The sequence below is a fragment of the Methyloparacoccus murrellii genome (assembly GCF_054657115.1).
This window is the reverse complement of record NZ_BAAHXD010000029.1, coordinates 12,548-36,064: the sequence shown is the minus strand read 5'-3', so window position 1 is coordinate 36,064 and position 23,517 is coordinate 12,548. Positions and strand designations below refer to the sequence as shown.

At 63.9% G+C, this 23,517-nt stretch carries 21 protein-coding genes; 6 read left to right on the top strand and 15 right to left on the bottom strand.

What is annotated here, in order from left to right; translation table 11 throughout:
- Positions 1–198: 198 nt before the first annotated feature.
- From ACYQ1H_RS09705 to ACYQ1H_RS09680, 6 genes are all read right to left on the bottom strand, one after another.
- Positions 199–2,436 carry a tetratricopeptide repeat protein gene (locus ACYQ1H_RS09705; RefSeq protein ID WP_460027849.1) on the bottom strand — a complete coding sequence of 746 codons (2,238 nt, stop codon included), beginning with the start codon at positions 2,434–2,436 and terminating at the stop codon, positions 199–201.
- Between the two features lie 205 nt (positions 2,437–2,641).
- On the bottom strand, positions 2,642–3,136 hold the full coding sequence (locus tag ACYQ1H_RS09700; RefSeq protein WP_460027848.1) for a hypothetical protein: 495 nt from the start codon (positions 3,134–3,136) through the stop codon (positions 2,642–2,644).
- A gap of 45 nt (positions 3,137–3,181) precedes the next feature.
- A complete protein-coding gene (locus ACYQ1H_RS09695; RefSeq protein ID WP_460027847.1) occupies positions 3,182–3,568 on the bottom strand; it encodes a hypothetical protein in 387 nt (128 codons plus the stop codon).
- Positions 3,569–3,700: 132 nt separating this feature from the next.
- Positions 3,701–4,201, bottom strand: a complete 501-nt coding sequence (locus tag ACYQ1H_RS09690; RefSeq protein WP_460027846.1) for a hypothetical protein — start codon at positions 4,199–4,201, stop codon at positions 3,701–3,703.
- Positions 4,202–4,381: 180 nt separating this feature from the next.
- Positions 4,382–4,810, bottom strand: coding sequence for a hypothetical protein (locus ACYQ1H_RS09685; protein ID WP_460027845.1), 429 nt, complete (start codon positions 4,808–4,810; stop codon positions 4,382–4,384).
- A 263-nt stretch (positions 4,811–5,073) separates the two neighbouring features.
- Entirely contained in the window at positions 5,074–5,802 is a 729-nt protein-coding gene (locus ACYQ1H_RS09680) for a DUF3313 domain-containing protein (protein WP_460027844.1), read from the bottom strand.
- A 358-nt stretch (positions 5,803–6,160) separates the two neighbouring features.
- Here ACYQ1H_RS09680 and ACYQ1H_RS09675 point away from each other — a divergent pair, with 358 nt between their 5' ends.
- Both ACYQ1H_RS09675 and ACYQ1H_RS09670 read left to right on the top strand, forming a co-directional pair.
- Complete coding sequence (locus ACYQ1H_RS09675) at positions 6,161–6,478, top strand: hypothetical protein (RefSeq protein ID WP_460027843.1); 318 nt, start codon at positions 6,161–6,163, stop codon at positions 6,476–6,478.
- A gap of 346 nt (positions 6,479–6,824) precedes the next feature.
- Positions 6,825–8,402 (top strand): DUF1254 domain-containing protein, encoded by a 1,578-nt coding sequence (locus ACYQ1H_RS09670; RefSeq protein ID WP_460027842.1) that lies wholly within the window; start codon positions 6,825–6,827, stop codon positions 8,400–8,402.
- 273 nt (positions 8,403–8,675) lie between these two features.
- On the opposite strand, the gene ACYQ1H_RS09665 is transcribed toward ACYQ1H_RS09670, so the two are convergent.
- The 9 genes from ACYQ1H_RS09665 to ACYQ1H_RS09625 all read right to left on the bottom strand — a co-directional run bounded on the left by ACYQ1H_RS09665 (position 8,676) and on the right by ACYQ1H_RS09625 (position 17,420).
- Positions 8,676–10,076 carry a BatD family protein gene (locus ACYQ1H_RS09665; RefSeq protein ID WP_460027841.1) on the bottom strand — a complete coding sequence of 467 codons (1,401 nt, stop codon included), beginning with the start codon at positions 10,074–10,076 and terminating at the stop codon, positions 8,676–8,678.
- Positions 10,073–10,666, bottom strand: a complete 594-nt coding sequence (locus tag ACYQ1H_RS09660) for a tetratricopeptide repeat protein (RefSeq protein WP_460027840.1) — start codon at positions 10,664–10,666, stop codon at positions 10,073–10,075. Before ACYQ1H_RS09660 ends, ACYQ1H_RS09665 begins: the two co-directional genes overlap by 4 nt.
- A gap of 10 nt (positions 10,667–10,676) precedes the next feature.
- On the bottom strand, positions 10,677–11,684 hold the full coding sequence (locus ACYQ1H_RS09655) for a vWA domain-containing protein (protein ID WP_460027839.1): 1,008 nt from the start codon (positions 11,682–11,684) through the stop codon (positions 10,677–10,679).
- Positions 11,681–12,712, bottom strand: a complete 1,032-nt coding sequence (locus ACYQ1H_RS09650) for a VWA domain-containing protein (protein ID WP_460027838.1) — start codon at positions 12,710–12,712, stop codon at positions 11,681–11,683. The genes ACYQ1H_RS09655 and ACYQ1H_RS09650 overlap by 4 nt, the downstream gene beginning before the upstream one ends.
- A gap of 15 nt (positions 12,713–12,727) precedes the next feature.
- On the bottom strand, positions 12,728–13,201 hold the full coding sequence (locus tag ACYQ1H_RS09645) for a DUF4381 domain-containing protein (protein WP_460027837.1): 474 nt from the start codon (positions 13,199–13,201) through the stop codon (positions 12,728–12,730).
- Between the two features lie 63 nt (positions 13,202–13,264).
- Positions 13,265–14,182 (bottom strand): DUF58 domain-containing protein, encoded by a 918-nt coding sequence (locus ACYQ1H_RS09640; protein ID WP_460027836.1) that lies wholly within the window; start codon positions 14,180–14,182, stop codon positions 13,265–13,267.
- A 17-nt stretch (positions 14,183–14,199) separates the two neighbouring features.
- Positions 14,200–15,162, bottom strand: coding sequence for an AAA family ATPase (locus ACYQ1H_RS09635; protein WP_460027835.1), 963 nt, complete (start codon positions 15,160–15,162; stop codon positions 14,200–14,202).
- Positions 15,159–15,743: a YqhA family protein gene (locus ACYQ1H_RS09630; protein ID WP_460027834.1), complete on the bottom strand. Its 585-nt coding sequence runs from the start codon at positions 15,741–15,743 to the stop codon at positions 15,159–15,161. Before ACYQ1H_RS09630 ends, ACYQ1H_RS09635 begins: the two co-directional genes overlap by 4 nt.
- Before the next feature lie 78 nt (positions 15,744–15,821).
- On the bottom strand, positions 15,822–17,420 hold the full coding sequence (locus ACYQ1H_RS09625) for an arylsulfatase (protein ID WP_460027833.1): 1,599 nt from the start codon (positions 17,418–17,420) through the stop codon (positions 15,822–15,824).
- A gap of 988 nt (positions 17,421–18,408) precedes the next feature.
- Here ACYQ1H_RS09625 and ACYQ1H_RS09620 point away from each other — a divergent pair.
- The 4 genes from ACYQ1H_RS09620 to ACYQ1H_RS09605 are packed head-to-tail and all read left to right on the top strand — an operon-like array spanning position 18,409 to position 23,465.
- Complete coding sequence (locus tag ACYQ1H_RS09620; RefSeq protein WP_460027832.1) at positions 18,409–19,587, top strand: iron-containing alcohol dehydrogenase; 1,179 nt, start codon at positions 18,409–18,411, stop codon at positions 19,585–19,587.
- Positions 19,588–19,646: 59 nt separating this feature from the next.
- Positions 19,647–21,095 (top strand): coniferyl aldehyde dehydrogenase, encoded by a 1,449-nt coding sequence (locus tag ACYQ1H_RS09615; protein WP_460027831.1) that lies wholly within the window; start codon positions 19,647–19,649, stop codon positions 21,093–21,095.
- 42 nt (positions 21,096–21,137) lie between these two features.
- Positions 21,138–21,992 carry a porin family protein gene (locus tag ACYQ1H_RS09610; RefSeq protein ID WP_460027830.1) on the top strand — a complete coding sequence of 285 codons (855 nt, stop codon included), beginning with the start codon at positions 21,138–21,140 and terminating at the stop codon, positions 21,990–21,992.
- Complete coding sequence (locus ACYQ1H_RS09605) at positions 21,993–23,465, top strand: carbohydrate porin (RefSeq protein WP_460027829.1); 1,473 nt, start codon at positions 21,993–21,995, stop codon at positions 23,463–23,465. It abuts the gene before it with no gap.
- Positions 23,466–23,517 lie beyond the last annotated feature (52 nt).

The window sequence follows — 23,517 nt, the reverse complement described above, 5'->3', positions numbered from 1 at the left end:
GCCTGGTCCGGTAGCGCTGGATGGTGGCGACCAGGCTCTGTTCGGCCTGCTGCATGTCCGGCCGCCGGCGGAGCGATTCAAAAGTGTAGCCGATTTCCAACCAGGTTCCGGTGATGCGGCACGCCTCGCCGAGGCTGTCGATGATGCCGCGGGTGGTCTCCAGGGTCAGCTCGACGGTGCGCCGTTTATTGGCGTTGCCTAACGGCCCAATGCCGCGGCCAATTCACGCAAACCCGGGTCACCGGGCGTTCCTTTCAGTCCAGCCTGCACGACCCTGCGGGCTTCGTGGGTCTTGCCCGCCGAATGCAGGGCAACGGCGTAGACATAGCGAAAGCGCGTATCGCCGGGTGCCAGGTCGAGCGCACTCTGGAGTGCCGGTAGCGCTTCCGAAAGTTTGTTCTGCCGCACCAGGAGCAACCCCAGGCTGTGCTGCAGGGCGGCCGACTTGGGTTGCCTGGCCAGGCCCTCTCGCAAGAGGGCTTCACCCTCGGTATCCCGATGCTCACGCCGGTAAAGATCGCCGAGATTGACATAGGCCGGCACCCAGCCGGGATCGAGCGCGAGGGCTTCGCGGTAGGCGCTTTCGGCCTCGGCGAGGTCGCCCCGCGCCGTGTGGAAATTCCCCTGGTTGACCTGGGAACCGGGTTCGTCCGCATTGAACTGCTGAGCGGCGAGATATTGGCCACTGGCCTTCTGGAAAGCCGCCAGTTCTGCGGCCGGCATGGCCTCCGAGCGAACGCCGCTCAGCGTTGCCCCGGCCAGCGCCCGAACGACGCGCACAGGGTCGGTCAAGAGGCGATGCGCGGCCTGCCAGCGTTGCTGGGGCGCGATGGGGTCGAGCGCTTCCAGTGCCGCCGCGCGCACCAGTGCATGGTCATCGTAGAGCGATTGCACCAGCGGGGCCAGGGAATTGGGGCTCAAGCGTCGGCCCAGTTCGGCCGCTGCCGTGGCGCGGGCGATGGCGGGCTGGGCGTCGTCCTGCAACAACGCCGTCAAGCGGCTTTCGGCGTCCGCAGCCCCGCTCCGGGCGGCATGAAGGGTTTCCGCATAGTTCTGGAAACCCCGGGGTTCGCGGCCCAGCTTCCGGCGTAAGGCCGTCGCGGCCCAAGCGGGTGACCGGTCGGCATGGCAGCCGGTGCACGCATTCGGCGTGCCGATTTTTACCGTGAGATCGGGGCGCGGAATCCGGAAGCCATGATCCCGGCGCGGGTCGACGACCATGTAGTTCTTGGCCGGCATGTGGCACGCGACGCACTGCGCGCCCGCCGAACTGGCCGGATGGAAGTGATGCTGTTCGTTGGCATATTGCTGCGCCCCATGGCATTGCAGGCACACGCCGTTGCCCTCGGCGCGCAGCTTCAGGCTATGCGGCTCATGGCAATCGCTGCAGGTGACCCCGGCCTGGAACATGCGGCTTTGCAGGAAGGAACCATATTCATAGACCTCCCCGTCGATCTGGCCGTCGGCATGATAGAGCCCGGCCCTCAGCAATGCCGGCAGGTGGGTGTTCATCAGCGGCTGGCCTGGTTCGTAATCCCCGAACCACTGACCGCGCCGCGCGTGGCAGCGGGCACAGGTCTCGATTTCCCGGGTCGTGGTGCGGGGGCTGCTGCGGGTGGCATTGCCCGAGGCGGCCTGAATGGGCCAGCTGACACCCCGGCGCTCGTCCAGGCGGTGGGTCAGGCCCAGCGTCTCCGGGGCGATCCGGTCATGGCCGGGCTGCTTTTCCGCGAAGACGACATGCTGGGAACTCGGGCCGTGGCAGGCTTCGCAGCTCACGTCGAGCTCGGCCCAGGTGGTCCGGTAGCCATGGCTGGCCTGATCGTAGTTCTTGCGTAAATCCGTGGAATGGCATTCCGCGCACATGAAGTTCCAGTTCTGCGACAGCTTGGTCCAGTGCAACTCGTCGCGGTGATCGATCCTTTCGTCCGGGTAGAGATGAAACCAGCGCTGACCACCTTGCGCCTGGGGCCGGCTGTCCCAGCTAATCGACAGTGCCTGCAAACGGCCACCGGGCAGGGCCACCAGATACTGCTGGAGCGGAGTCACGCCGAAGGTGTAGAGAATTTCAAAGTCGGTCATCTGGCCATCCGGCCCATCGGTATGGACCCAGTAGCGGCCCTCACGCCGGAAGAAACGGGAGACAACGCCGTCCTTGCTGAATTCGGCATGGTTGAAATCTCCCAGCACCGTTTGCGGAGTGGCCTCCTGCATGGCGAGGTCGTGATGCGAGCCCTGCCACAGGCGCTCCTGCTCGGCATGACAGCCGGCGCAGGCGGCACGACCCACAAAATGCGCCGGGGGCAGGGGGTTGTCAGCCACTTCCGCCGGTGGCGGAGCTTTCCCGCGTCCCGGCCACCCAAGCACCATGACCAGGGCGATACCCACCACCAGTGACAGCGCAATCCCGAGGACTTGCTGACGGCTAAACTTCATGCTGATGTCCTGAAAACGTGGCGATGCTTGGTGTAATCGATGCCTCGCGCTGATTGGCCAATCCTTCGACTGGCTTGGCCGCGCGGACCCCGGGCTGCTGGCATGGGCCAAACTGTGGCCATCACGGCCCGCAGGCGGCGGCTGCGCGGTATCGTGCCGGTCGATGCTTGGCCCTCGGCGCTGCCCCGCGCCGATGCCATAACGATCACGGCGCCGGACCGCCGGTTCCGGTTGAGCGCGTGTCAGGTTGTTGATTGATGGCCTGTTCCGCGGGGTGTTGGGAAGCTTGCGCGCGACGGGGGTCGGCTCCGTCGTGACGGGGCAGGGTGGGCTGATCGCTTGTGTTCCTGATTGCTCTGCTGCGGGTTGCCGCCGTATTGCCTTCGAGAACGATGCTTTGCGGAAAGACCCCGAGCAGCAGTTCCTCGGTGATGAGCGTGATAACGCCATCCGCGACGCGGTCTTCTGTCTGCACACGGACCTCCACCAACTGTTCCTTGGCAATCAACTCGGCCATGTCGGTTCTCCAGATGGGCAGCAGGCCGGACAGTAGGTACCAGTCCTTGTATTCCTTGTGAAAGCTGGCGGGCTCACCCGCCGCCATGATCCGCACCCCCTTGCCTTGTGGCGCTTCCAGGCGGGTGGTGAAACAGGCGGTGAGCAAAAGGGCGCTGAGACATATCAGACAGGAGCGGAGCATCTTGGCGTTTCTCCGGCGGGAAAGTCAGGCTGCCAAAATCGGTATTCAAGGTCTGGACAGGGTCCGGGGGGCAGGCGTTATGTCGCGGTTGCCTTCCACGATCATCGTGCGTCTGGGAAACCCGAAAACGCCCGGTATGATGGAATACAGGCCGTCAGCCAGCGTATTGGTCATCCGGATGCGCGCTTCCCTGAGACCGGCGTCCTTGATGATACTGGCGGCATGCGCCTCTTCTGGATGCAGCGGCTGGCCTCCCCACCACTTGAACCAGATGTGCTTTTCGATTTTTACCGTGGCCGGGGCATCCCGGCTCAGCAGTTTGATATCAGCGCCGGGAGGGGCATTCATGTACAGCGTGCCGCAACCGCTGATTGACAGGGCATGCAACAGGAGAGCACCGGCCAGTACAAGGTTTTCCATGCTGTTTTTCATCGTTATTCGGCTAACCAGCCTGTTCCGCGGATGGAAGCCGGCCGCGTTCGGAGACGATCGCTCGAACTGATGGGCGTTCGCTTGGCGAGCGTCAGCGCCTGTAGCCCCCATTGCCGCAGGCGGATGAAGTGGTCATTTCCTGGCGGTGGTCGACGATTGGACAGGCGCGGATGTTACTGGCGATGGCGTCAGCCAGAAGCGGCTGAGTGGCCTTTTTTCACGCTTGATGGTTTCGGCTACCGAACAGAATTCATGCTCGCGGTCCGTGCTTTCCGCGATCAGGAGGCCCACGTATACGCCGAAGTAGGTCATCAGGTTGTTTTCGAGAGTGCGCTGCTCGGCGGTCGGCCGCTTGAGATCGGTTGCAGCCAGGGCATCGAAAGTGCTGGTGAATTTGTTCTTGTCCAGATCGACGGCCGCGCAATAGTCGGAAAGAACCGCCGCGATCGCCAATTCACGCAGCGTCCTTTGCTTCTCTTCGCCGATCAGCTTGGCGACCTTCTGATCAACCCGTTGCAAGGCGGCTTGATACTTGAATTCAGGCTCGGGTAGCGTCCTGACCTGGCTGCCATCGACGGATTTGGCCTGTGCCGGAGCCAGGGCCAGGGGAAGAGCCACAATAAATTTCCACATAATAATCGGCCTCTGTATGGGTTGATGCGAGTCGCCAGGGTAAGGAAAGCCAGTCAGGACTGGCCCTTCATGATCGGGTGTCCAGATACCGGCCAACACCGGAATGGCCTGGCATGGGGCGGGTACATCGGCAGAGGGTGACCCCTGCTGGCATGCGTGCCCTTAGTGGCGCCATTTGCCCTACCTTGATCTGCGGTTGCCCCTGCCCCGATTACCGGCGCGGTTGAGGTTGCGATTGCCGCCTCTGGCAAGATTTCCCTGATGCACATGCCGGCCATGAGGCTGATTCAGATTGGCATTGTGGTTCACGCGGGTGACGCGATTATTGACGGAGCGGTTCACGTTCACGTTATTGACTCTGGTAACCCGGTTGCCGCCCCAGCCAGGCCCGCCATACACCACCCGGTCATTATTGTTGTTGCTCAAGGCAACGCCCAGCGCGGCCGCGCCCATCGCCGCTCCCGCCACTCCGGCCGTGGCGCCATAGTCAACCTGCTGCTGCCCGGTTACCGGGTTGGTGGTCGTACAAGCGCTGACTGAAAAGGCGACGGTCGCCGCGATCAGCAACGCCTTGAGTCGCTCCACCCGGTCCCACGTCATGTCCTGCATATCGCTTGCTCCGGTGTTGAAAAAAGTCGGGTTCCCAATGGGGGCTGGCTTGCAGGCCCTGGATCACTCAGCAACAGCCCTGTGCCCGGCCAGCCCTTCTCGTTTGGCGACAGCATGACCCGCTGCCGACAGCGGAATCAAGTTCCTTCGCGTCCGGGCGAGAAGGCGTGTTTCCGGTCTCCGCGTCAGGGCACACTCCTGCAGCCACATCCCGGTACGACAAGGCTTTCGGTCAAACCGGGAAACGGCTGACGCCCGGCGCATCATTGGGCCTTTTCCTGACCCGACGTCCAGCCGGCCAGCCGATTCGCGGACGTCTCCGACCAGTGTTGCATGGCATTCTCGACATCGCCCCATTGCCACTGGAAGCCGGCGGTCGGCGAACCACCGCCCAGGCGTTTATCGACTATGGCGGCCAGCACCTGGCCGCTGACCGAATCCTCCACCTTGCCCTCGACCTGGGCGCTGCCTACGAACGGGAATTGCCCGCTGATCAGGTAGGCGCCGGTGGACAGGGCGCGCGCCTGGGGTACGATCATCGAGATCGAACGCAGGACGGGAGTTGCCGATTCCGTTTTTGTCAACCCTACCGAAAGTGTCATGACGCCCGGTCCGGGGCGCGTGACAACCTGGAACTGCTTGCCGAATTCCTGTTTCAGGACGGTTTCGAACTCGTTGACCAGATTCTGGCGAACTTCCGCCGAAATCTCACCCTCCTCATCACCCCAGAAGGTTACCGGCTCGATGATGACAGCCTTGTACGGGCGCCAATCAACACCCGGTCTTACGTAGCGCAGACCCAGCTGGTTCTCCGTGCCGGGAGTCAGCCGGTCACAGAACCGGCCGAGCAGCCCGCAGTGCGCCTCGGTCTTGGCGATCGTGGCTTTCTGCGTCGCCGAACACGCCAGCAGGGACAGCGTGACGCCGCCCATTAACAGAAGCGCGATGCTTTTGCCGACAGCTTCAGCGCGCTTCAAACCATTGATAGTCATGACATGCTCCAGAGGGTAAACAAGTAGGCCAAACGGTAAATAGGCTAAACCAGAAAGACTTCTGAAGCGAGACTTTCAAAAATGCAGGCCTAACGGCGTTTTGGCAGCCTATCCACAGGCAACCCGGCCGGCCATGGCTTCGATTTGGAGCAAGCAAAAACCTCCCGGTTTTGTCGCAGCATGACTGCCATTCGGCGTTCAGATGTTTGAATATGTGGCAGAACGTGCTAGGTGTGCCTGATGCCGGATCAAGTCATCAGGCAAGTGATAAGACTGCTTGTTGATGGTCATGAATGGCGCCATTTTCCACGTCATGCAACAGGCTGGTCTGATGTCAATAATCCATGAATATTAATCCATGATGCGAATAACTCCAGGCTGCTGCGCGTCCCTTCTGGTCGTTCTGGCTTTTTTCTTCAGCAGCGCGGCGATGGCGCTGCCCAAGGTGGTCCATCACCATGATGTGGAACATTGCCGATTCCTCGGCAAGGTTCACGGTTCCTCGGGCCATGGCCGACACCATGGCCATGGCTGGAAGAGTATTGCCAAACATCGGGCCCTGGTGAAGGGCAAGAAATTGGGTGCAACTCATGTCGTTTGGCACAATGCCAAGGCCATTGGTGCATTCAACGGTGTGGTCGACGGCAGGGCTTACGCATGCAAGTCACACCACTGATCCGATCCCATTGGTATCGCTATATATTCATATTGTTTGCTAATGGAAATTCAGCAGGATTCTATATTGGCTGATAAACCGTTGCCTGCCGGTGCGCAGGGCGGTAATGTCCGACTCACGAACCCGGTATGGTCGCCCCGTTTGTCAAAGGTTCAGGGTTGTTTTTGAGACGGTTGAAGCATGCCGTCGTACATCTGGCCCCTCCTTGACGATTCGCCCGCGGTCCGGAGGGTTCCGCGCGTCGGGAATGCATCCGTCGCTGGCGATGCCGGATCTCGTTCGCGTCCGTGACAGGTTTGCCTTTCTCCTTGCCCATTACCCGTTCGCCAACCCAAAAGGTCCAACCATGCGCCGCAGCGTCATCACCTGCCTACTGCCGCTATTCGCACTGAGCCTGGGCTGTTCCACCATCGGCGGCTCTCGACCTGAGGCGCTCGCACAGCACAACAAGGCCGAAACCAGCGCGTCGCCGGCCATCCAGCACCAGATGGAGCTCGTCAGCCTGCCCTTCGTGGAAAACCGGGCCACGGCGGACACGGCGCGGACACTGCGCGATGAGATGCTCTACCAGCGCGCCACGCAAACCTACCTGTGGGCATTGCCGCTCATCAACACGCTCGGGATGAAGGCCGGCTCGGAGAAGGCATTCGGCGAAGGCTATAACGTGCTGCCCGTCTGGAAGAAGCGGCTTGACGCGAAGACCCTGGTGACCACGCCGAACTCGGACGTGATCTATGCAATGGGCTACGTGGACCTGGGCAAGGAGGGCCCGCTCGTGTTCGACGCCCCGCCGATGCTCCAGGGTATCCTGCTCGACTTCTGGCAACGGCCGATTCCCGTCGATGGCGGCAAGTTTGCCGGTGACCTCGGCTTCTTCGGACCGGATCAGGGCAAGGGCGGAAAATTCCTGCTCCTGCCACCCGGCTACCAGGGCAAAGTTCCGAAGGGCTACTTCGTCTGCCGCTCCGGCACCAACAACGTGTTGGTGTTCCTCCGGGCCTTCTATGCCGATGCGGGCAACCTGGGGCCGACGATCGATCTGATCGAGAAAGCAAGGATCTACCCGCTGAAGGGCAAGGCCGAGCCGATGAAATTCCCGGATGCGTCCGGCGTGCCGGCCAACATGCTGCCTGCCAGCGACTTCGCCGCCTTTGCGCAACTCAAGAAGCTGGTCGACAGCGAAGGGCCGCAGCTGGCTGATCCCGACTGGATGGGCATGCTCGCCGGGCTGGGTATCGTGAAGGGAGAACCGTTCCACCCGGACCCGCGCACGCGTGGCATCCTCGATCGTGCCGCGAAGACCGCGTACAGGATGAGCCGGGTGATGGCCTTCGACGAACGCGTGTCCGGGCGATCAATCCGCGTCTACCCCGATCGCCACTGGGTGAACCCCATGGCTGACGCGACGGCGGAGAAGCCGAGCGGCAAGCTCGACCTGAGCTGGCGCCGCGTGGATCGCGGCGGGGCGCTCGACGTCGATTTGCGCCCCTGGTTCTTCTCCAACTACTACGCGGTCAGCCCCGGCATGCTGTCGCAGATTCCCGGCAAGGGCGCCTTCTACGTGATCGCCTTCACCGACAGCGATGGCGTGGCGCTGAGCGGCGGGACCCACTACAAAGTGAACCTGCCGAAGGACGTGCCGGCCGCGAACTTCTGGTCGGTGACGCTGTACGAAGCCGAGAATGCAGCCGGCCTTGCCAACGGCCAGCCGTTCCCCTCGCTGGGTTCACGTGACCAGCCGGTCCAGAACGCCGACGGCAGCACCGACCTCTACCTGGGGCCGAAAGCCCCGCAGGGCAAGGAGAAGAACTGGCTCGCCACGGTGCCCGGAAAGGGCTACTTCGCCATTCTGCGCCTCTACGGGCCGACCGGACCGGCGCTTGCCAGGAATTGGAAACCAGGGGACGTTATCAATATCAAGTGACGGTTCGCGAGGCGAAAACCCGCTGCCGCCGGGCGTTCCGGCGTGGGGATCGTCGGCGCGGCGGAGGCGGGAAAGAGGCCGCGCGGCGCGCCGCCGCACCCTGGACGAAGGCTTCCCCTCGCGCCCCCGAGCTGGGCGGCACCGGCCGACCCGGGGAGGTAAATGGCGTCGCCGCTGGGCACGAAGGCGGGACGCGCCCGCTACGCCAAGCGCGAGTCCACCGCCGAACCCGGTGTCGGAATCACCACGCACCGCGTGGGATGCCGCAAAGGCTTACGGTCGAAGCGATCTGCGCGCCCGGGAAGGCACCGGATTCAAGGTGGGCAATTCGCCAGCCATATCCCCCGTGCGGGATGTCCGACCCAGTGCGCGGCGAAGGTCGGCGAAAACCCCGGCGAGCCGCTCGCCGGCCCAGGGAGAGCCCGTCTCACCGGCGCCATAGACATGCCGGGACAGGAGATGCCACTCGCGCTCGAAGTCGGCGGCCACGCCAGGCGGCAGCCGCTGCTCAGCCAGGCCCTCTCCTTGCAGGCCCACCGCCCGTTTCCATTGCAACCCTGCAACGTAGGCTTCGATCGCGGCGTTGCTCCGGCAAGCCGCCAGCAGCCTCCTTGCCGCCACCGAGGCGGGATCGTCATGCCGCAGCCGCCGCGCGGTCAGCCAGCCCACGACCGACTTGCGGCAGATGCCGGCGGCGATGCCGAGCAAAAGCAGCGAGACGGCCAGACGCCAGCGAGGCCCGGAGGCGGCGGCAGGCGGTTCCTCCGGTTCCTTGACCCTGCCTGCAAGAGCGACGTTCACCACCCTGCCGGGCAGGGTCACCCGCTGCAAGGCCCGGGCGGCGGGATCCCACCAAGTCACGGCTACATCCGGCAACTGGAATGTGCCGGGGCGTTCGAACTGGTATTTGATCGTTTCGCTCCGTACCGCCAGGGAAGCGCCGCGCTCGGTGAAATCCTGCACGGTCGGATCGGTGACATAGTGCCGGACACCCGGGGGCGTCTCGATGCTGACCGGGGGCAGCATCATGGCCGTGGTGCCGGCGGCACGGCGGACGATGTCGCGGGTGATCACATCACCGGCCTTCACGCTGCCGAGCGAATCGGGCTGCCAGGTCTGGCTTGCCTTCATGCTGCCGGCGGTGACCACGACGCCCAGTTGCTTGGTTCCCGGAGGGCGTACCGATCGGAATCGCAATGCCGGCGTGAATCCTGCCATCGGTTCGGCCGGGGACGTAAACGTCCGTTTGCCGGCAAAGCGTACCCGGAACGCGGGCACGACCACGTCTCCGGCACGCTGGGTGTAAATCGCGAATTCATGCCGCTGGGTCAGGTAGGTGTTGCCGTCGATCGATTCACTGCCGACCAGCGGATTCCCCGCACGCACGAATGCCAATGCCGGCAACTCGGGCAAGTCGAAAGCGGCGGTGCCGCTGAACGGGCCGGACGAATAGAGGGTGATGATCAAGGATACGGCTTCGCCGGTCCACGCCGTGTCTTGCCCGAGTTGCGCCCGGACGCGGTCCATGCCGAAGGCGTCCGCCGGATGCCACAACGCGATCAGCAAGCCGAATGGCAACAGGGCAGGGGGCCAGCCCGTGCGGCGCGCACGGCCGACAGTAGGCCAGCCTGCGCCCGGCGCCCCCGGGATGGCGCGGTTTGCCCATGCCCTCATGGGTGATCTTCCCCGGTCTTCCCGGTCGCGAGCTGATGGGCGAATTTCGCTCTCAGGAAATCGGCCGGCTTCGTCTGCACGCGGCGCAGCCACAGCGCCTGCATTTCCGCACCGGAAAGCGCCGGAGCTTCGACCTGGGTGTCCTGGCCGCCGCTCTTGTGGCCTTTCTCGAACGTGATGTCGTCGGCGCCCAGCTTCTGGTCACCCATGTCCGCGCCCTTGCGTTCGACCAGCCTGGCTCGGGCCACCGCGATGTCGCGATTGATGCGTGCATCGTCCCAATCCGCCCGTAGCTCGAGCGCGCGGTCGTAGCGCGCGACGGCCGCCTCGTACTGGCCCAGCATGACCAGGCAATTGCCACGGTTGAACTCGGCCTCGGGTATGGCCACATGGGCAAAGGCCTGTTCGGCCTTCGCGAATTCGCCGCCGCGAAACCAGGCGACGCCCTGCCGCATCGGATCACGGAATGTCTCGGCGGCGGCCTGGAAGTCGCCCTGCTGCAGGCGCTGCTGTCCCGCCTGGTCCGGCGTGTACCACAGACTGGTCCAGCTGAATCCGGTGATCGTCGCCAGCAGCCAGGAAAGCTTCACATCCCGCTCCTCAGGTCTCTTCCCGCGCCGGGCCGTCCGAGGGCGTCCCGGACGAGGCATCGTTGCGTGTCTCGGCGTCGAGCACGCGCCGGAAGGGGAGCAGGGCAAACACGGCCAGCAGGGGCACCAGCCACCAGCCGGCTTCCTCCCAGCGCGTGTCCTCACCCGCCGCCGTGACCGCCACCGGCGTCTCCGCCGTGCGCCGCACCAGGCTCAGCACATCCGCCGCGTCAGGTGTTAGCCGGGTGAGGCTCGCCCCCAGCGCGGCTGCCGCGCTGCTCAGGCCATCCCACTCCGGCGTATCCGGCCGGGCCACAGCCAGGAGGTGAACCGGCCAATCGTATTCTCCGCGATAGGCCCGCCAGGCCGATTCGTTTTCCGTCGGCGCGGTATCCGTCAGCACCACGATCGAGCCGCCGGCCTCGCCGAGGGCGCGCGCGGCCAGCCGCAGCGCGGCGGCCAGATCATTGCCTGCAAGGGGCATGATCGCGGGCCCGAGTTCCGCTGCCATCGCCGAGACGACGGCGGTATCCCGCGTGGGCGGCAGCACCAGATGGGCGGAACCGGCGTAGGCGACCAGTCCCAGGGGCTGCCCCCGGCGCTCCGCCGCGAAATCAGCAATCTTCAACCGGGCGCGTTCCATGCGGCTGGGGGCGAGGTCGGACTGATTCATGCTCTCGCCGGCATGCAGCACCAGCATCACGGGGACGGGGTCATCCGCAAACGGCGAAGGCTCCGGGCGCCAGGTCGGGCCGGCAATCGCCACCACGGCCGTGAGCCAGGCGGCAAGCAGACCGAAACCGCCTGTACCGAGCCCCTGACCGGTCTGGCCGACCGGATCACCCTGACGGCACTGCCCTCCCACGGTCATGGCCGCCAGCAGATCGCCGTCCATCCAGCCCCGCCAGCCGCGCAAGGGGTCTTGTTGCCGGCGAACCCGCCACCACAGCCACCCGACGACCGGCAGCAGGAGCAACCAGGGCGGGCGCAGGAAATGAAAATGTTCAAGGCCGATCATCGTTCGGTCGTCTCCAGTTCGAACGTCCGCGGATTGACCCGCAGTCGGACCGGGGTTGCCGGGCTGTTATCGCGTGGCCTTCCCATGAAGAGCTTCACGGCCTGAGCCGCCAGCGTGAGGAACAACGCGGCGGCCAGCGGCCAGAAGAACAGATCGCGCCGGGGGCGATGGCTGACGGTCTTGACGTCCCGCGTTTCGATCTGGTCCAGCCGCTGGTAAACCCCGGCCAGTTGTTCCCGATTGATGGCCAGGAAACTGTCACCGTGCGTAATTTGCGCCACGGCCTTCAAGGCCTCCTCGTCCAGGGCTTCCTCGCCCACGGTGGTCGGGTCTCCGATCGCGACCGTGTGTATCGTGATGCCACGGTCCCGGGCCACTTTCGCGGCTTCGGCGGGCGGGAGCGCGCTGCCGGTATCGTTGCCATCAGTGAGAGCAATGATCGTCTTCGTCGGCGCCTCGCTGTTCTCGAACAGTTTGATGCCCAGTCCGATGGCATCGCCCAGCGCCGTGCGCGGTCCTGCCATCCGCACCGACGTCTCGTCCAGCAAATGGCGACACAAGTTCAGATCGGTCGTGAACGGCACCTGCAGGAATGCCGCCGTACCGAACACGACCAGGCCGACACGGTCCCCCTGGCGCCGATCCAGAAATTCGCCCAGCACCTCCTTCACGGCCGTCAACCGGTCGACCGACTGGCCGCTCGCGCTGGTGAAATCCTTCTGTTCCATGGAGCCGGACAAATCCACCAGCAGCAGATCGCGCGTGGGTATCGACCTTTCGATCGGGGGCTCCAGCCACTGGGGACGGGCCAACGCCGTCAGGACCAGCAACCACACCACCCCGTGCAGCGCGGTCGGCAGGCTGTCCTCTCCCGGACGACGGCCGGTCTTGCTGCCCGCCGCGAGAACGCGTGACAGGAACGGGATCCGGACCGCAGGACGGACCGGGATGCGGGGCGGAACCCACCACCGGACGAGGAGCGGCAGCGGTGCCAGCCAGAAGGCCCAGAGGTGAGCGAAGGTCAGCATGGAGCGGAAACGCGTTTACCCATCGGCTTGGCCGCGATCACGATCATCCAGCCTGTGGCCGCGGACCCATTGGGCGGCAAAGGCAGCCAATTCACCGGCGCTGGCGGGTCCGGCCGCGCGGTAGATGCCGGTGGTCAGAATCTGGCGCACGGCCGGGGGAACGGTACGTCGGCCGGTCCTGGCCAGCCACTTGACCCAGGCGGAGCCGCTGAGTGCGGCGACCCGGGTCCGCGGTGCCGCCATGAGGGCGGCGCGTTTCAGAATCTCGGCCACGGAGGCGACGCTGTCGGCCTGGCGCAGGGCCCGCAAGGCGATGCGACGATAGGCATTCGCCCGCCAGCGGCGCCAGCCCCGTAACGCCATCAGGGCGGCAAACAGCGCCAGCAGCATCAGCACCAGCCACCAGCCGGGCGCTGGCGGCCACCACGGTACCGGTGGCGGTGTCACGATATCGCGCAGGTTCGCCAGACTGGTCGAATCGGGATGCATGCTTGACGCCTCTGGCCTTGGGGATGGTTCGGGACTTGCTGCCGGTCGATCACGAGCATCGGTTCAGACGCCCGGGCGCCCACCCAGAGCGGCCAGCACTTGCTCCGGAATCGGGTCGTGCGTGCAGATCGGCAGAATCGGGATGCGCAGCGCACGCAAGCGCTCGCGCAATTGTGCGCAGCGTTTGCGGAATTCGGTTTCAAAGGCCTGGGCAAACGGGCCGTCCTCCGGGATGGCCGATCGTTGCCGACCGTCCGTCACTTCCATGAGGCCGCCGACAGGAAAACGGATTCCGGCCGGATCGTAGACCAGCACCGCCAGCACGTCGTTGTGGGCGGCCAGCCGGGTTGCCAGCGCCCGGGTGGTCTCATCGTCGCCTTCGTAATCGGTCACCAGCATGATCAGGTGATCGTGCCGGGCCAGATTGGTCGCGCAGCGCAGGGCATGATTGAACGTGGCGCGGCTCGCGGGGGCGGACGTGGCGGACAGGCGGCCATTCATGCGCACCAGTTCATGGCAGATGTGCAGCACATTGGCACGGCTGCGATGCGGCCTGATTTCCACCGTCTCGTCGTCGCCGAAGATGATGGCGCCGATACGATCGCCCACCGCCAGCGTGCGCCAGGCCGCCAGCGCCGCAAGTTCCGCGGCGGCGGTCGCCTTGGTCGTGCGCGCGCTGCCGAAGAACATCGACGCGCGCTGATCGACGACCAGCAGCACGGGCCGCTCGCGCTCCTCGGAATAGACACGGACGTGGGCTCTCTGCAGGCGCGCAGTGGCACGCCAGTCGATCGAGCGAATATCGTCACCCGGACGATAATCGCGCAGTTCCTCGAAAATCAGCCCGCGTCCGCGCAGGCGCGAGGCGTGACGGCCGCTCAGCAGACTGTGCACCGGCTGGCGCGGCAGCAGGGAGAAGCCGCGCGTGTCGAACTGCAAGCGGACCAGCTGTTCCAGGGTCGGATGGATGCAGGCCGCCATGGTCGTGCCAGCCTGCCCTATACGGCGGCAACGCATTGCAGGATGGCATCGACCACGTCCTCGCGCGACTTGCCATCCGCTTCGGCTTCGTACGACAGGTGGATGCGATGAGCCAGGCAGGCTGGCGCGACGGCCTGAATATCCTCCGGCGTCACGAAATCGTGGCCCCTTAGCCAGGCGCGGGCCCGCGCGGTGGCATCCAGCGCGAGCGTGGCGCGGGGGCTGGCCCCCAGCTGGATCCATTTCGCCAGATCCGCGCCGTACCGTGCCGGTTCCCGCGACGCCATGACCAGATCGACCATGTAGCGCTCGACCGATTCGGCGACATGCACCGCCCCGACCTCCCGCCGCGCCGCGAAGATGTCATCCTGCGTGACGGGCTCCGGCGGGGGCGCGTCGCCACCGGTTCGTTCGGAGCGGACCAGCCGCAGGATCGACAATTCATGGTCCGAGGACGGGTACGGGACGCGAACATAGACCAGGAAGCGGTCCATCTGCGCCTCGGGCAGGGGATAGGTGCCTTCCTGCTCGATGGGATTCTGCGTGGCAAGGACGAGAAACAGGTCAGGCAACCTGTGGGTCTTGCCGGCAACCGTCACCTGCCGCTCTTCCATCGCTTCCAGCAGCGCCGCCTGCACCTTGGCGGGCGCGCGATTGATCTCGTCGGCCAGCACCAGATTGCCGAACAGCGGGCCGGGCTGGAATTCGAACGTCGCGGTCTGCTCGCGATAGATTTCGGAGCCGGTCACGTCGGAGGGCAGCAGGTCGGGCGTGAACTGGACGCGGCTGAACCGGCTCTCGATCAGCCGGGACAGGGTCTTGATGGAACGGGTCTTGGCCGTGCCGGGCAGCCCTTCCATCAGCACGTTGCCATTGGCCAGGAGCGCGATCAGCAGCCGCTCGACCACTGTCTCCTGGCCAAGCACCGCGGCGTTCAGGGCCCGGGAAACGCTGAGAATGGATTCGCGAGGGGTCGTCATGATGTGCTGAACAGGGTGGTCGGGGTCATGCCCGGTGGAGCGTCATGGGCTAGGCCGGCCGGCGGTCGATCCAGAGGCTCGGCCTCGCGCCTGAAGGATGTCATTCCTTTCCCGCTGCGGAAAACCGCAGGAATCAGGCACAGGGCGACAATCACCAGGGCGACGGCCGCCGCGCCCTGCAGCAAGGACAGCGTGTCGGCCGCGGCCTCGGCCTTGCCGAGAAAACTCACGGCCAGGGCCACGGCCACGACGCCAATGATCTTTTTCTCGAGATCCTCGAGCTTTTCGATCTTGATCCGCCGGAGCAGTTGGAGTTCTTCCTGGCTGATGAATAATTTGTAGATGCCGGCGGCCACGATGTAGCTGATCGCCCCCAGCAGGAACATGTCGATGGTCTGGATGACGGTGACCGTCAATTGCTTGGCGGTCCTGGCGGAAAACTCGCCCTGCTGCACCAGGTTCCACTCCTCGATCAGGAGCATCCCCAGTCCCGTGACCACCACGCTGACCGTGAGCAACAGGGAGCCGATGACCGGTAGCACGAGCAGGAAACGGCTGATTTCCAGGAGTTTTGACAGCATGTGAACCCCGTGAAGGCCTGCGGAAAAGGGACCGGTCGGGCGCCGTCCGGGGGACGACGCCCGCCGCGGGCCCGGCGATTACTGATTGGCCGGGAACCGTTCTCCCAGTGCCTTCAGCATGTCCATCGCCTTCATGGCTTTCAGCGAGTTGTAGTTGATCCCGCCCGCCGTGAGGCTCGATCCCTCCTGGAACGGATACTCCGGGATGGTCGCGAAGAAGCTCTTGAGCTTGTCCTGGATCGGGACGAACAGCCACATATTGTCGGCGAACCAGCGCAGGTAACCCATCACGCCCTCCTCGTGCATGATCTCGTAGGGATCCGCGCGCAAATTGATGATGAGCGGCCAGTTGGGGACGATCCGCTCGCCCGTCGCGATATTGCCCTTGACGATCGCGAAATGCACCTTCCAGTCGTTCCAGCGGATGGCGTTCAACTCGCCGCCCTGGCCGAAGTAGTAGATGCTGTCGCGCGGGGCCTTGTCGGCTTCGCCCTTGAAATACGGCAGGTAGTCGTAGCCGTCCAGATGGGCTTTCCAGGTCTTGCCGTTCGCCTTGTAGCCCTTCTTCACCTTTTCGACCACATCGGGCACGCCGGCCGCATGCAGCAGGGTGGGCAGCCAGTCCTCGTGGGAGATGATGCCATTGTCGACCGTGCCGGGCTTGATCACCCCGGGCCAACGCACGACCAGCGGGATGCGGAAGCCGCCTTCCCAGGTCGTGCCCTTTTCACCGTGGAAGGGCGTGATGCCGCCGTCGGGCCAGCTCCCGGTTTCCGCGCCGTTGTCGGTGCTGTAGATGACGACGGTGTTATCGTCGATACCGAGTTCCTTCAATTTGTCCAGGAACTTGCCGACGTGGCCGTCATGCTCGACCATGCCGTCCGGATACAGGCCAATGCCGGTCTTGCCCTCGGATTCCTTCTTCAGCCGCGTCCAGACATGCATGCGCGTCGTGTTCATCCACACGAAGAACGGCTTGTTGGCCTTGTGGGCGCGATCGATGAAATCCAGGGCCGCGGTCGCGAACTCCTCGTCCGCCGTCTCCATCCGCTGCCGGGTCAAGGGGCCGGTATCCTGGATGCGTCCGTCGGCATAGGAATGGATCACCCCGCGCGGACCGTACTTCTTCTTGAACTCCGGGTCCTTCGGGTAGTAATAGGTTTCCGGCTCTTCCTCGGCGTTCAGGTGGTAGAGGTTGCCGAAGAATTCGTCGAATCCGTGCGCCGTCGGCAGGTGTTTGTCGCGGTCGCCGAGGTGGTTCTTGCCGAATTGCCCGGTGGCATAGCCTTGATCCTTCAGCAGATCCGCGATCGTCGGCGCCCAGTCCGGCGCGCCATGTTCGCTGCCCGGCATGCCGATCGTCAGCAGGCCGGTGCGGAACGGGTGCTCGCCCAAGATGAACGCGGACCGTCCGGCGGTGCAGCTCTGCTGCGCGTAGGCGTCCGTGAACATCGCGCCCTCCCGGGCGATCTGGTCGATGTTCGGTGTTTTGTAGCCCATGATGCCGTGGTTGTAGGCGCTGATGTTGTGCACACCGATATCATCGCCCCAGATGACGAGGATATTGGGCTTCCGTTGCTCTTTTTCACCTGCAGGAGCGGCCGCTTGGGCGCCCGGCAGGCCCAGCAGGGCCAACGCCGCGATGAGCAACAATCGACTGGTAGATGGGTATAGCATTCATCCTCCTGGTTTGTTCCGAAACATAAAGCGAACACGCATGGGGAACCACACCGGTGTCCCCTCCCTCACCACACCCTCGAAGGCCGTGAAAATGAAGGCCATGTCCCCGATTCCGGTCAAGGAACGGGACCGCACCGAACTCCCACGATTCGCTGGATCACTGACTGGCCATCGCGCATGGCGAGCGCGACGGAGACTTAGGTTAACCCATATTGGCGAGCGGACAAAAAATGCGGTGGGCATCTGGCTTTCCTGCGTTTGTTCTGCCGGCCATTCTTATTGGTGGTGATTTTGGGACAAATGATTACTCGATATCCAGGGGGCGGGAGATCCCGGTCAAATAAGAATGTTCATGATGGCGCGCGCCGGGCATCGCACCGAATCCGGCGCGGCGAGCTTGTGTACGCCTGCAGCTGATCGGGCGTGGGCTCGCAGTGCGGGCGAGTTTTGCGGAAGGCCTCAGATGGCCGGGTTTCAGGGGGCGTCAGTGCCGAGGTGGCAACGATCCCTGAAATCGGTCACGGTTCCGCCAGACCGGTTTAGCGGGCAGCAGAGACAGCACGATGGGCTTCTCGCGGACGGACAACTCATGCTGATATGGCTCCCATGCGCTATTGCCGGTGCACCCCATGATTTTTCTCATTCATGCGGAATTTCCCGCGGCGCTAACGGATGTTCCGTTGTTATTTTATTGGAAATAAAATCCCATAATCATGTTGCTCTGGACGGGATTCCAGCAGGTTGGGACGATCCCCATGCCAAATGGCGGAAAGCCCGGCAAAATAGCCGGCCGATTTGTTGAAGCCGGGGCATCAGATGTACCCTTTGCCACGGGAGCAAATGCTGCTGCAGGAATCACGGACGATTTTTGCTGAATGCCGGCGACGGATTGGGCAATATCAACAGGTTGAAACCCACGGGGGATCTTGAATTGTTAGCGACGTCAACCAAAGAGACGGTGCTTCTGGCTAGTCTGGGCGCCATCATGAAGGGTATTGGCCATGTGATACGTTTCGTTCCGATTCCCCAGCCCGAATTGCTGGTCGGCCCCGGCTCCAGCCGTCGCCTGGGAGAGGCCATCGCCGCCGTGGGCCATGCCAGGATCCTGATCGTCACGGGGGGCAACATCTCCAGGATGGGGCTGCTCAAGCCCCTGACCGATGCGCTCGACAGCGGCGGCGCCCGCTATGTGGTGTTCAACGACATCACCCCGGATGCCCCGCTGCCCTTGATCGAAAAGGGCATCGAGGTGTTCAGGTCCAATGCCTGCGATGCCATCGTGGCGTTTGGCGGCGGCTCGCCGATGGATGCGGCCAAGGCGATCGCCCTGGCCGTGGCGAACCCGGGCAAGTCCCTGCGCCAGCTGGCCGGTTACTTCAGGGGCTGGCGCAGGCCCATCACGCTCTATGCTGTGCCCACCACTGCCGGTACCGGTTCGGAAGCGACCGTGGCGGCGGTCATCGCCGACCCGGCCAGCGCACGCAAGCTGGTGCTGGTGGACTTTCGCATGGTCCCGAAGATGGCGGCGCTGGACCCGGACCTGATGACGGGATTGCCGCCCCAGGTCACCGCCACGACCGGCATTGACGCGCTCACTCACGCGGTGGAGGCCTTCATCAGCAACTGGAAGACCCCGCAATCGGATCGCATGGCGCTGTCTGCGGTGGGTCTGATCTTCGACAACCTGCGCACGGCCTACCAGGATGGCGGCAACCTCGCGGCGCGCGAGCAGATGGCGCTGGCCGCGACCCAGGCGGGCATCGCCTTTACCCGCGCCAACGTGGGCTATGTGCATGCCATTGCCCACCAGTTCGGTGGCAGGTACCACACGCCGCACGGTCTGGCCAACGCCATCATGCTGCCGCATGTCCTGCGCCATTCACTGCCGGCCGTCACTGAACGCCTGGCCCAGCTGGCCGTATGCGCCAACGTCGGCAGCGCAAATGAAGACCCGCAGGAACTGGCTGGCAGGTTCATCGGCGCGGTCGAGCGGCTCATCGCCGACCTCGATATCCCCATCACACTGGATGCGCTGCGGGAAGCGGATATTCCCGACCTGGCCGCTGCCGCGCTGCGCGAGGCCCACACTGGCTACCCGGTACCGCGCTACATGACGCAGCGGCAATGCGAGGACCTGATCCGCGAGGTTCTGCCGAGCGCCTGACCATGCCGTGGGTGGTCCATTTCGCCTGCTCTTCCGCCACATCCACTCAAGGAGCCCTGATGACCGCTTCATCGACCGAGACCCCCTGGAACCTGGATGCCGACGCGGCGCTCGCCCGGCTCAATCGTCTATTCAAGGCTCAACAGCAGGCTTTCGCGGGGGAGCCGATGCCCCCGCTGGCGTCGCGTCGCCAGCATTTGCAGACCCTCAAGGCCTTGCTGCTGGAGCACCGGGACCGCATCGCCCAGGCGATCAACGTCGACTTTACCGCTCGTTCGACTGCCGAAACCCTGCTGGCCGAGATCATCCCCTGCATCGAGCAGGTGGATTATGTGTTGAAGCGCCTGAGCCGCTGGATGCGGCCCAGCCGCCGCCATGTCAGCCTCCAGTTCCAGCCGGCGCGGGCCCGGGTGGTGTATCAGCCACTGGGGGTGGTCGGCATCATGGTGCCGTTCAACTACCCGCTGAATCTGGCGGTCGAGCCACTGATCGCGGCGCTGGCGGCGGGCAACCGGGTGATGATCAAGATGTCGGAGTTCACCCCGCACATCGCCGCCGTGCTCGGTGAGATGCTCCGGCAGGGCTTCGACGAGGACCGGGTGGCGGTCGTGACCGGCGAGGCGGACATCGCGCAGGCGTTTTCGGCATTGCCGTTCGACCATCTGCTGTTTACCGGATCCATTCCGGTGGGCAGGCATGTCATGCGTGCCGCCGCGAACAATCTCACACCCGTCACCTTGGAGCTGGGGGGGAAATCGCCCGCCATCATTGCCGACGATATTCCGCTGGACGACATCATCGACCGGATCGTTTTCGCCAAGTCGCTCAACGCCGGGCAAACCTGCGTGGCGCCGGACTATGTCCTGCTGCCGCGCGCCAAGGTCGGTCCCTTTCTTGAAGCCTACAAAACGACCTTCCGGCGGCTGTATCCGACGGTGAGCAGAAACCCCGACTACACCAGCATCGTCAATCAACGCAACTATCAGCGCCTGCAGGACTGGTTGCGGGATGCGGAAGAGCAGGGTGCGCACATCGAGCCGGTCAGCGACGAGGTGATCGACGATGGCACCTGGCGCATGGCGCCGCATCTGGTCACGAACGTGACGGACACCATGACGATCATGCAGGAGGAACTGTTCGGCCCGATCCTGCCGGTCATTCCTTACGATGCCCTCGACGACGCGCTGGACTTCGTCAGCCACCGCCCGCGTCCGCTGGCTCTCTATCTCTTCACTTACGATCGGGCTTTGCAGGAACGGGTGATGACCCGGACCCACGCCGGTTCCATGGCCATCAACGAGGCAGTATTGCAGGTGGGTATCGATGACCTCCCCTTTGGCGGCATTGGTCCCTCGGGCATGGGGCATTACCACGCGCATGAAGGTTTTCTGACGATGTCGAAGGCAAAGCCGGTGCTGATAAAAAGTCGATTGAACGGCATGCGGTTTATTTATCCTCCCTATAGTCGCGCCATTCCCCAATGGCTGTTAAGATGGCTCCTCCGGTAAAACTGGCGCAAGGCAATAAGTAATCCATATGGAGACCAGTGAATGAAATCATGGGCCCTATTGATAAAACGCCTCATGCCGGCCCTGTTGACAGTGCTTGTCCTGACGCCGGTCAGCCATGCGGAGGAACCCGCGCGCACAGCGGATGAATCCGCCGAGCCCACGACCGACAGCCCCTGGGGCTTCAATCTATCGCTTTATCTGTGGACCGCGGGCATCAAGGGCAATATGTCGGCAGGGCCCTTCAGTCGTGACGTTAATGCCAGTTTCATCGATATCAACAGCCAGTCGCGGCGAGTCCCACTGGGTTTCATGGGGCGGCTGGAAGGCCACTATGACCGGTTCGGGTTATACCTGGACGGCAACTATATGGATCTTGCGCTGAAACCCCTCCGCGGCAATCTGGGCAGCGGGATCGATAATTCAGTTGGGCTCCTGGATTATGGGGCGATGTACCGGATTTTCGGCGCCAACGCGGCGGACACGCCGGCCTACAAGGGCAAAAAGCGGCCCAACATGCTGGAGGTGTATGTCGCCGGACGGACCCTCTGGCTGGAGAACAGCGTCACCCTGAGCGCGCCGTTCAGCCAGCGCGAGGCCAACCTGTCCGTCAGTCATGCGTTCACCAGTCCCATCCTGGGCGGGCGCTTCCTGGTGGATTTCACGCCGGAAATCTTCGCGCTGGTCGACGCCAATGGCGGTGGCTTCGGCGTGCAGAGCGTCACGTTCACCGGCAGTGTGATGGGACTGGTGGGCTACCGTTTGATGGATCTGGATATGCCGCTGTCCATTCAGGCGGGTTACAAGGCCTTGCGCTATGACGTCGACAAGGGCGGCCCCATCCAGACCAGCGCCACGCTGAATGGGCCGTTCCTGGGCGTCACCGGATACTGGTGAGTGAGCACACCGACCGCATTCCCGGGAGCCCACGATGAACAGAGCCTGACGGCAACGCCACGCCGGCGCCGCCAGGGACGGCAGCGACCGTCCTCCAGCCGTGGACGGGTCTGGCTGCTCCTGGCGACCTCTGGACTGCTGAACAGCGCCCTCACGCTTGCCGACGACGGCGCCTGTAGTGCCGATTGCCCGCCCGAACCGGCACCCGTTTGCAATGCCTTCCGGAATACCGATCCCCGCTGCGATTTCTGGAATCGCTCGACCTTGACCGGTGACTGGGGCGGCGTCCGGCCATATCTCCAGGATCATGGCGTCACCTTTGCCGGCCGCCTGACCCACTTCGCCTTTGGCGTGGCCGGTGGCATCGACCGACCGACAGTCCCCGCCCTGGGGCAGGGCGACGCCTTCAAATATACCGGGCGCGGTGAATACGACCTGCTGTTCGACCTCGACAAGCTGGTTGGTCTGCCCCATGGCCAGCTGCTGATGAGAGGAGAGCAGTGGTTCGGCACCTACGGCAACATCAGCCTGCGTACCGGATCCTACGCGCCCGCCGTGTTTCCGGCCGCGCTGCCGCCGCGTCCCGACGATCCCGGGATGCTGTACATGACCAATTTCCTGTATACCCAGCCGCTCTCGGAGGAATGGATCGTGTTTGCCGGCAAGAAGGACGTGCTCGGCGCAATCGATCAGGATACCTTTGCCGGTGGTGATGGTACCGATCAATTCGTCAATCAGGCGTTCATTGCCAATCCGGCGTTTCTGCTGGGTCTGCCCTATACCTCCTTCACCGCGGGCGCCGTCTTTCGGCAATCCTGGGGCACCGTCAGGGCCTATGTCTATGATCCCCAGGATCGCACCGCCGAATTTTTTCGTTTCGATGACCTGTTCGAAAAAGGCATCATTGTGGGCAGTGAGATCAAGCTAAAGACCAATTTCTTCGGCCTGTCCGGCGAGCAGCATGTCGGCGGCTTATGGAAAGATCATCCCCTGACCAATCTTAGGTTTGCCGAACCGCCCCCGGGTGAATATCCCGAACCGACCGTGCCCGGATTTCCAACCCTGCCGAGTTCGTGGACGGTCTATCATGGTTTCGATCAGTATTTCGTGCAGGATTCGGAGGACCCAGCGGACGGCTGGGGCATTTTCGGCCGCGCCTCCCTCAGCGATGGGAATCCGACTCCGGTCCGGTATTTCTTGCAGCTCGGACTGGGCGGCAAGAATCCCTTTGGCTTGAACCGGGGCGACCGTTTTGGCATTGGCTGGTATCTTGTCGGCGCCAGTTCCGAATTCGGCCCGCTGCCGCGTGCGCTGTTCGGTCCGCGTAACGGCAACGGCGTGGAAGCTTTCTACAACTTCCAGGTGACACCCTGGCTCAACATTACCCCGGACATCCAGTACATCTCGCCGGGCGCGGGCGCCATCGCCACCGATTCCTTCGTTTACGGGCTGCGTCTGAATACCCGGCTCTAGGCCCCTGACGACTGGCGATGCTGGGTGGTGGCGTGGTCAATCCCTCGATGAG

Bases quoted from the DNA above. Each gene is read 5' to 3' on its own strand.
- ACYQ1H_RS09705 (WP_460027849.1), bottom strand. From the start codon at position 2,436: ATGAAGTTTAGCCGTCAGCAAGTCCTCGGGATTGCGCTGTCACTGGTG.
- ACYQ1H_RS09700 (WP_460027848.1), bottom strand. From the start codon at position 3,136: ATGCTCCGCTCCTGTCTGATATGTCTCAGCGCCCTTTTGCTCACCGCC.
- ACYQ1H_RS09695 (WP_460027847.1), bottom strand. From the start codon at position 3,568: ATGAAAAACAGCATGGAAAACCTTGTACTGGCCGGTGCTCTCCTGTTG.
- ACYQ1H_RS09690 (WP_460027846.1), bottom strand. From the start codon at position 4,201: ATGTGGAAATTTATTGTGGCTCTTCCCCTGGCCCTGGCTCCGGCACAG.
- ACYQ1H_RS09685 (WP_460027845.1), bottom strand. From the start codon at position 4,810: ATGCAGGACATGACGTGGGACCGGGTGGAGCGACTCAAGGCGTTGCTG.
- ACYQ1H_RS09680 (WP_460027844.1), bottom strand. From the start codon at position 5,802: ATGACTATCAATGGTTTGAAGCGCGCTGAAGCTGTCGGCAAAAGCATC.
- ACYQ1H_RS09675 (WP_460027843.1), top strand. From the start codon at position 6,161: ATGATGCGAATAACTCCAGGCTGCTGCGCGTCCCTTCTGGTCGTTCTG.
- ACYQ1H_RS09670 (WP_460027842.1), top strand. From the start codon at position 6,825: ATGCGCCGCAGCGTCATCACCTGCCTACTGCCGCTATTCGCACTGAGC.
- ACYQ1H_RS09665 (WP_460027841.1), bottom strand. From the start codon at position 10,076: ATGAGGGCATGGGCAAACCGCGCCATCCCGGGGGCGCCGGGCGCAGGC.
- ACYQ1H_RS09655 (WP_460027839.1), bottom strand. From the start codon at position 11,684: ATGATCGGCCTTGAACATTTTCATTTCCTGCGCCCGCCCTGGTTGCTC.
- ACYQ1H_RS09650 (WP_460027838.1), bottom strand. From the start codon at position 12,712: ATGCTGACCTTCGCTCACCTCTGGGCCTTCTGGCTGGCACCGCTGCCG.
- ACYQ1H_RS09645 (WP_460027837.1), bottom strand. From the start codon at position 13,201: ATGCATCCCGATTCGACCAGTCTGGCGAACCTGCGCGATATCGTGACA.
- ACYQ1H_RS09640 (WP_460027836.1), bottom strand. From the start codon at position 14,182: ATGGCGGCCTGCATCCATCCGACCCTGGAACAGCTGGTCCGCTTGCAG.
- ACYQ1H_RS09635 (WP_460027835.1), bottom strand. From the start codon at position 15,162: ATGACGACCCCTCGCGAATCCATTCTCAGCGTTTCCCGGGCCCTGAAC.
- ACYQ1H_RS09630 (WP_460027834.1), bottom strand. From the start codon at position 15,743: ATGCTGTCAAAACTCCTGGAAATCAGCCGTTTCCTGCTCGTGCTACCG.
- ACYQ1H_RS09625 (WP_460027833.1), bottom strand. From the start codon at position 17,420: ATGCTATACCCATCTACCAGTCGATTGTTGCTCATCGCGGCGTTGGCC.
- ACYQ1H_RS09620 (WP_460027832.1), top strand. From the start codon at position 18,409: ATGAAGGGTATTGGCCATGTGATACGTTTCGTTCCGATTCCCCAGCCC.
- ACYQ1H_RS09615 (WP_460027831.1), top strand. From the start codon at position 19,647: ATGACCGCTTCATCGACCGAGACCCCCTGGAACCTGGATGCCGACGCG.
- ACYQ1H_RS09610 (WP_460027830.1), top strand. From the start codon at position 21,138: ATGAAATCATGGGCCCTATTGATAAAACGCCTCATGCCGGCCCTGTTG.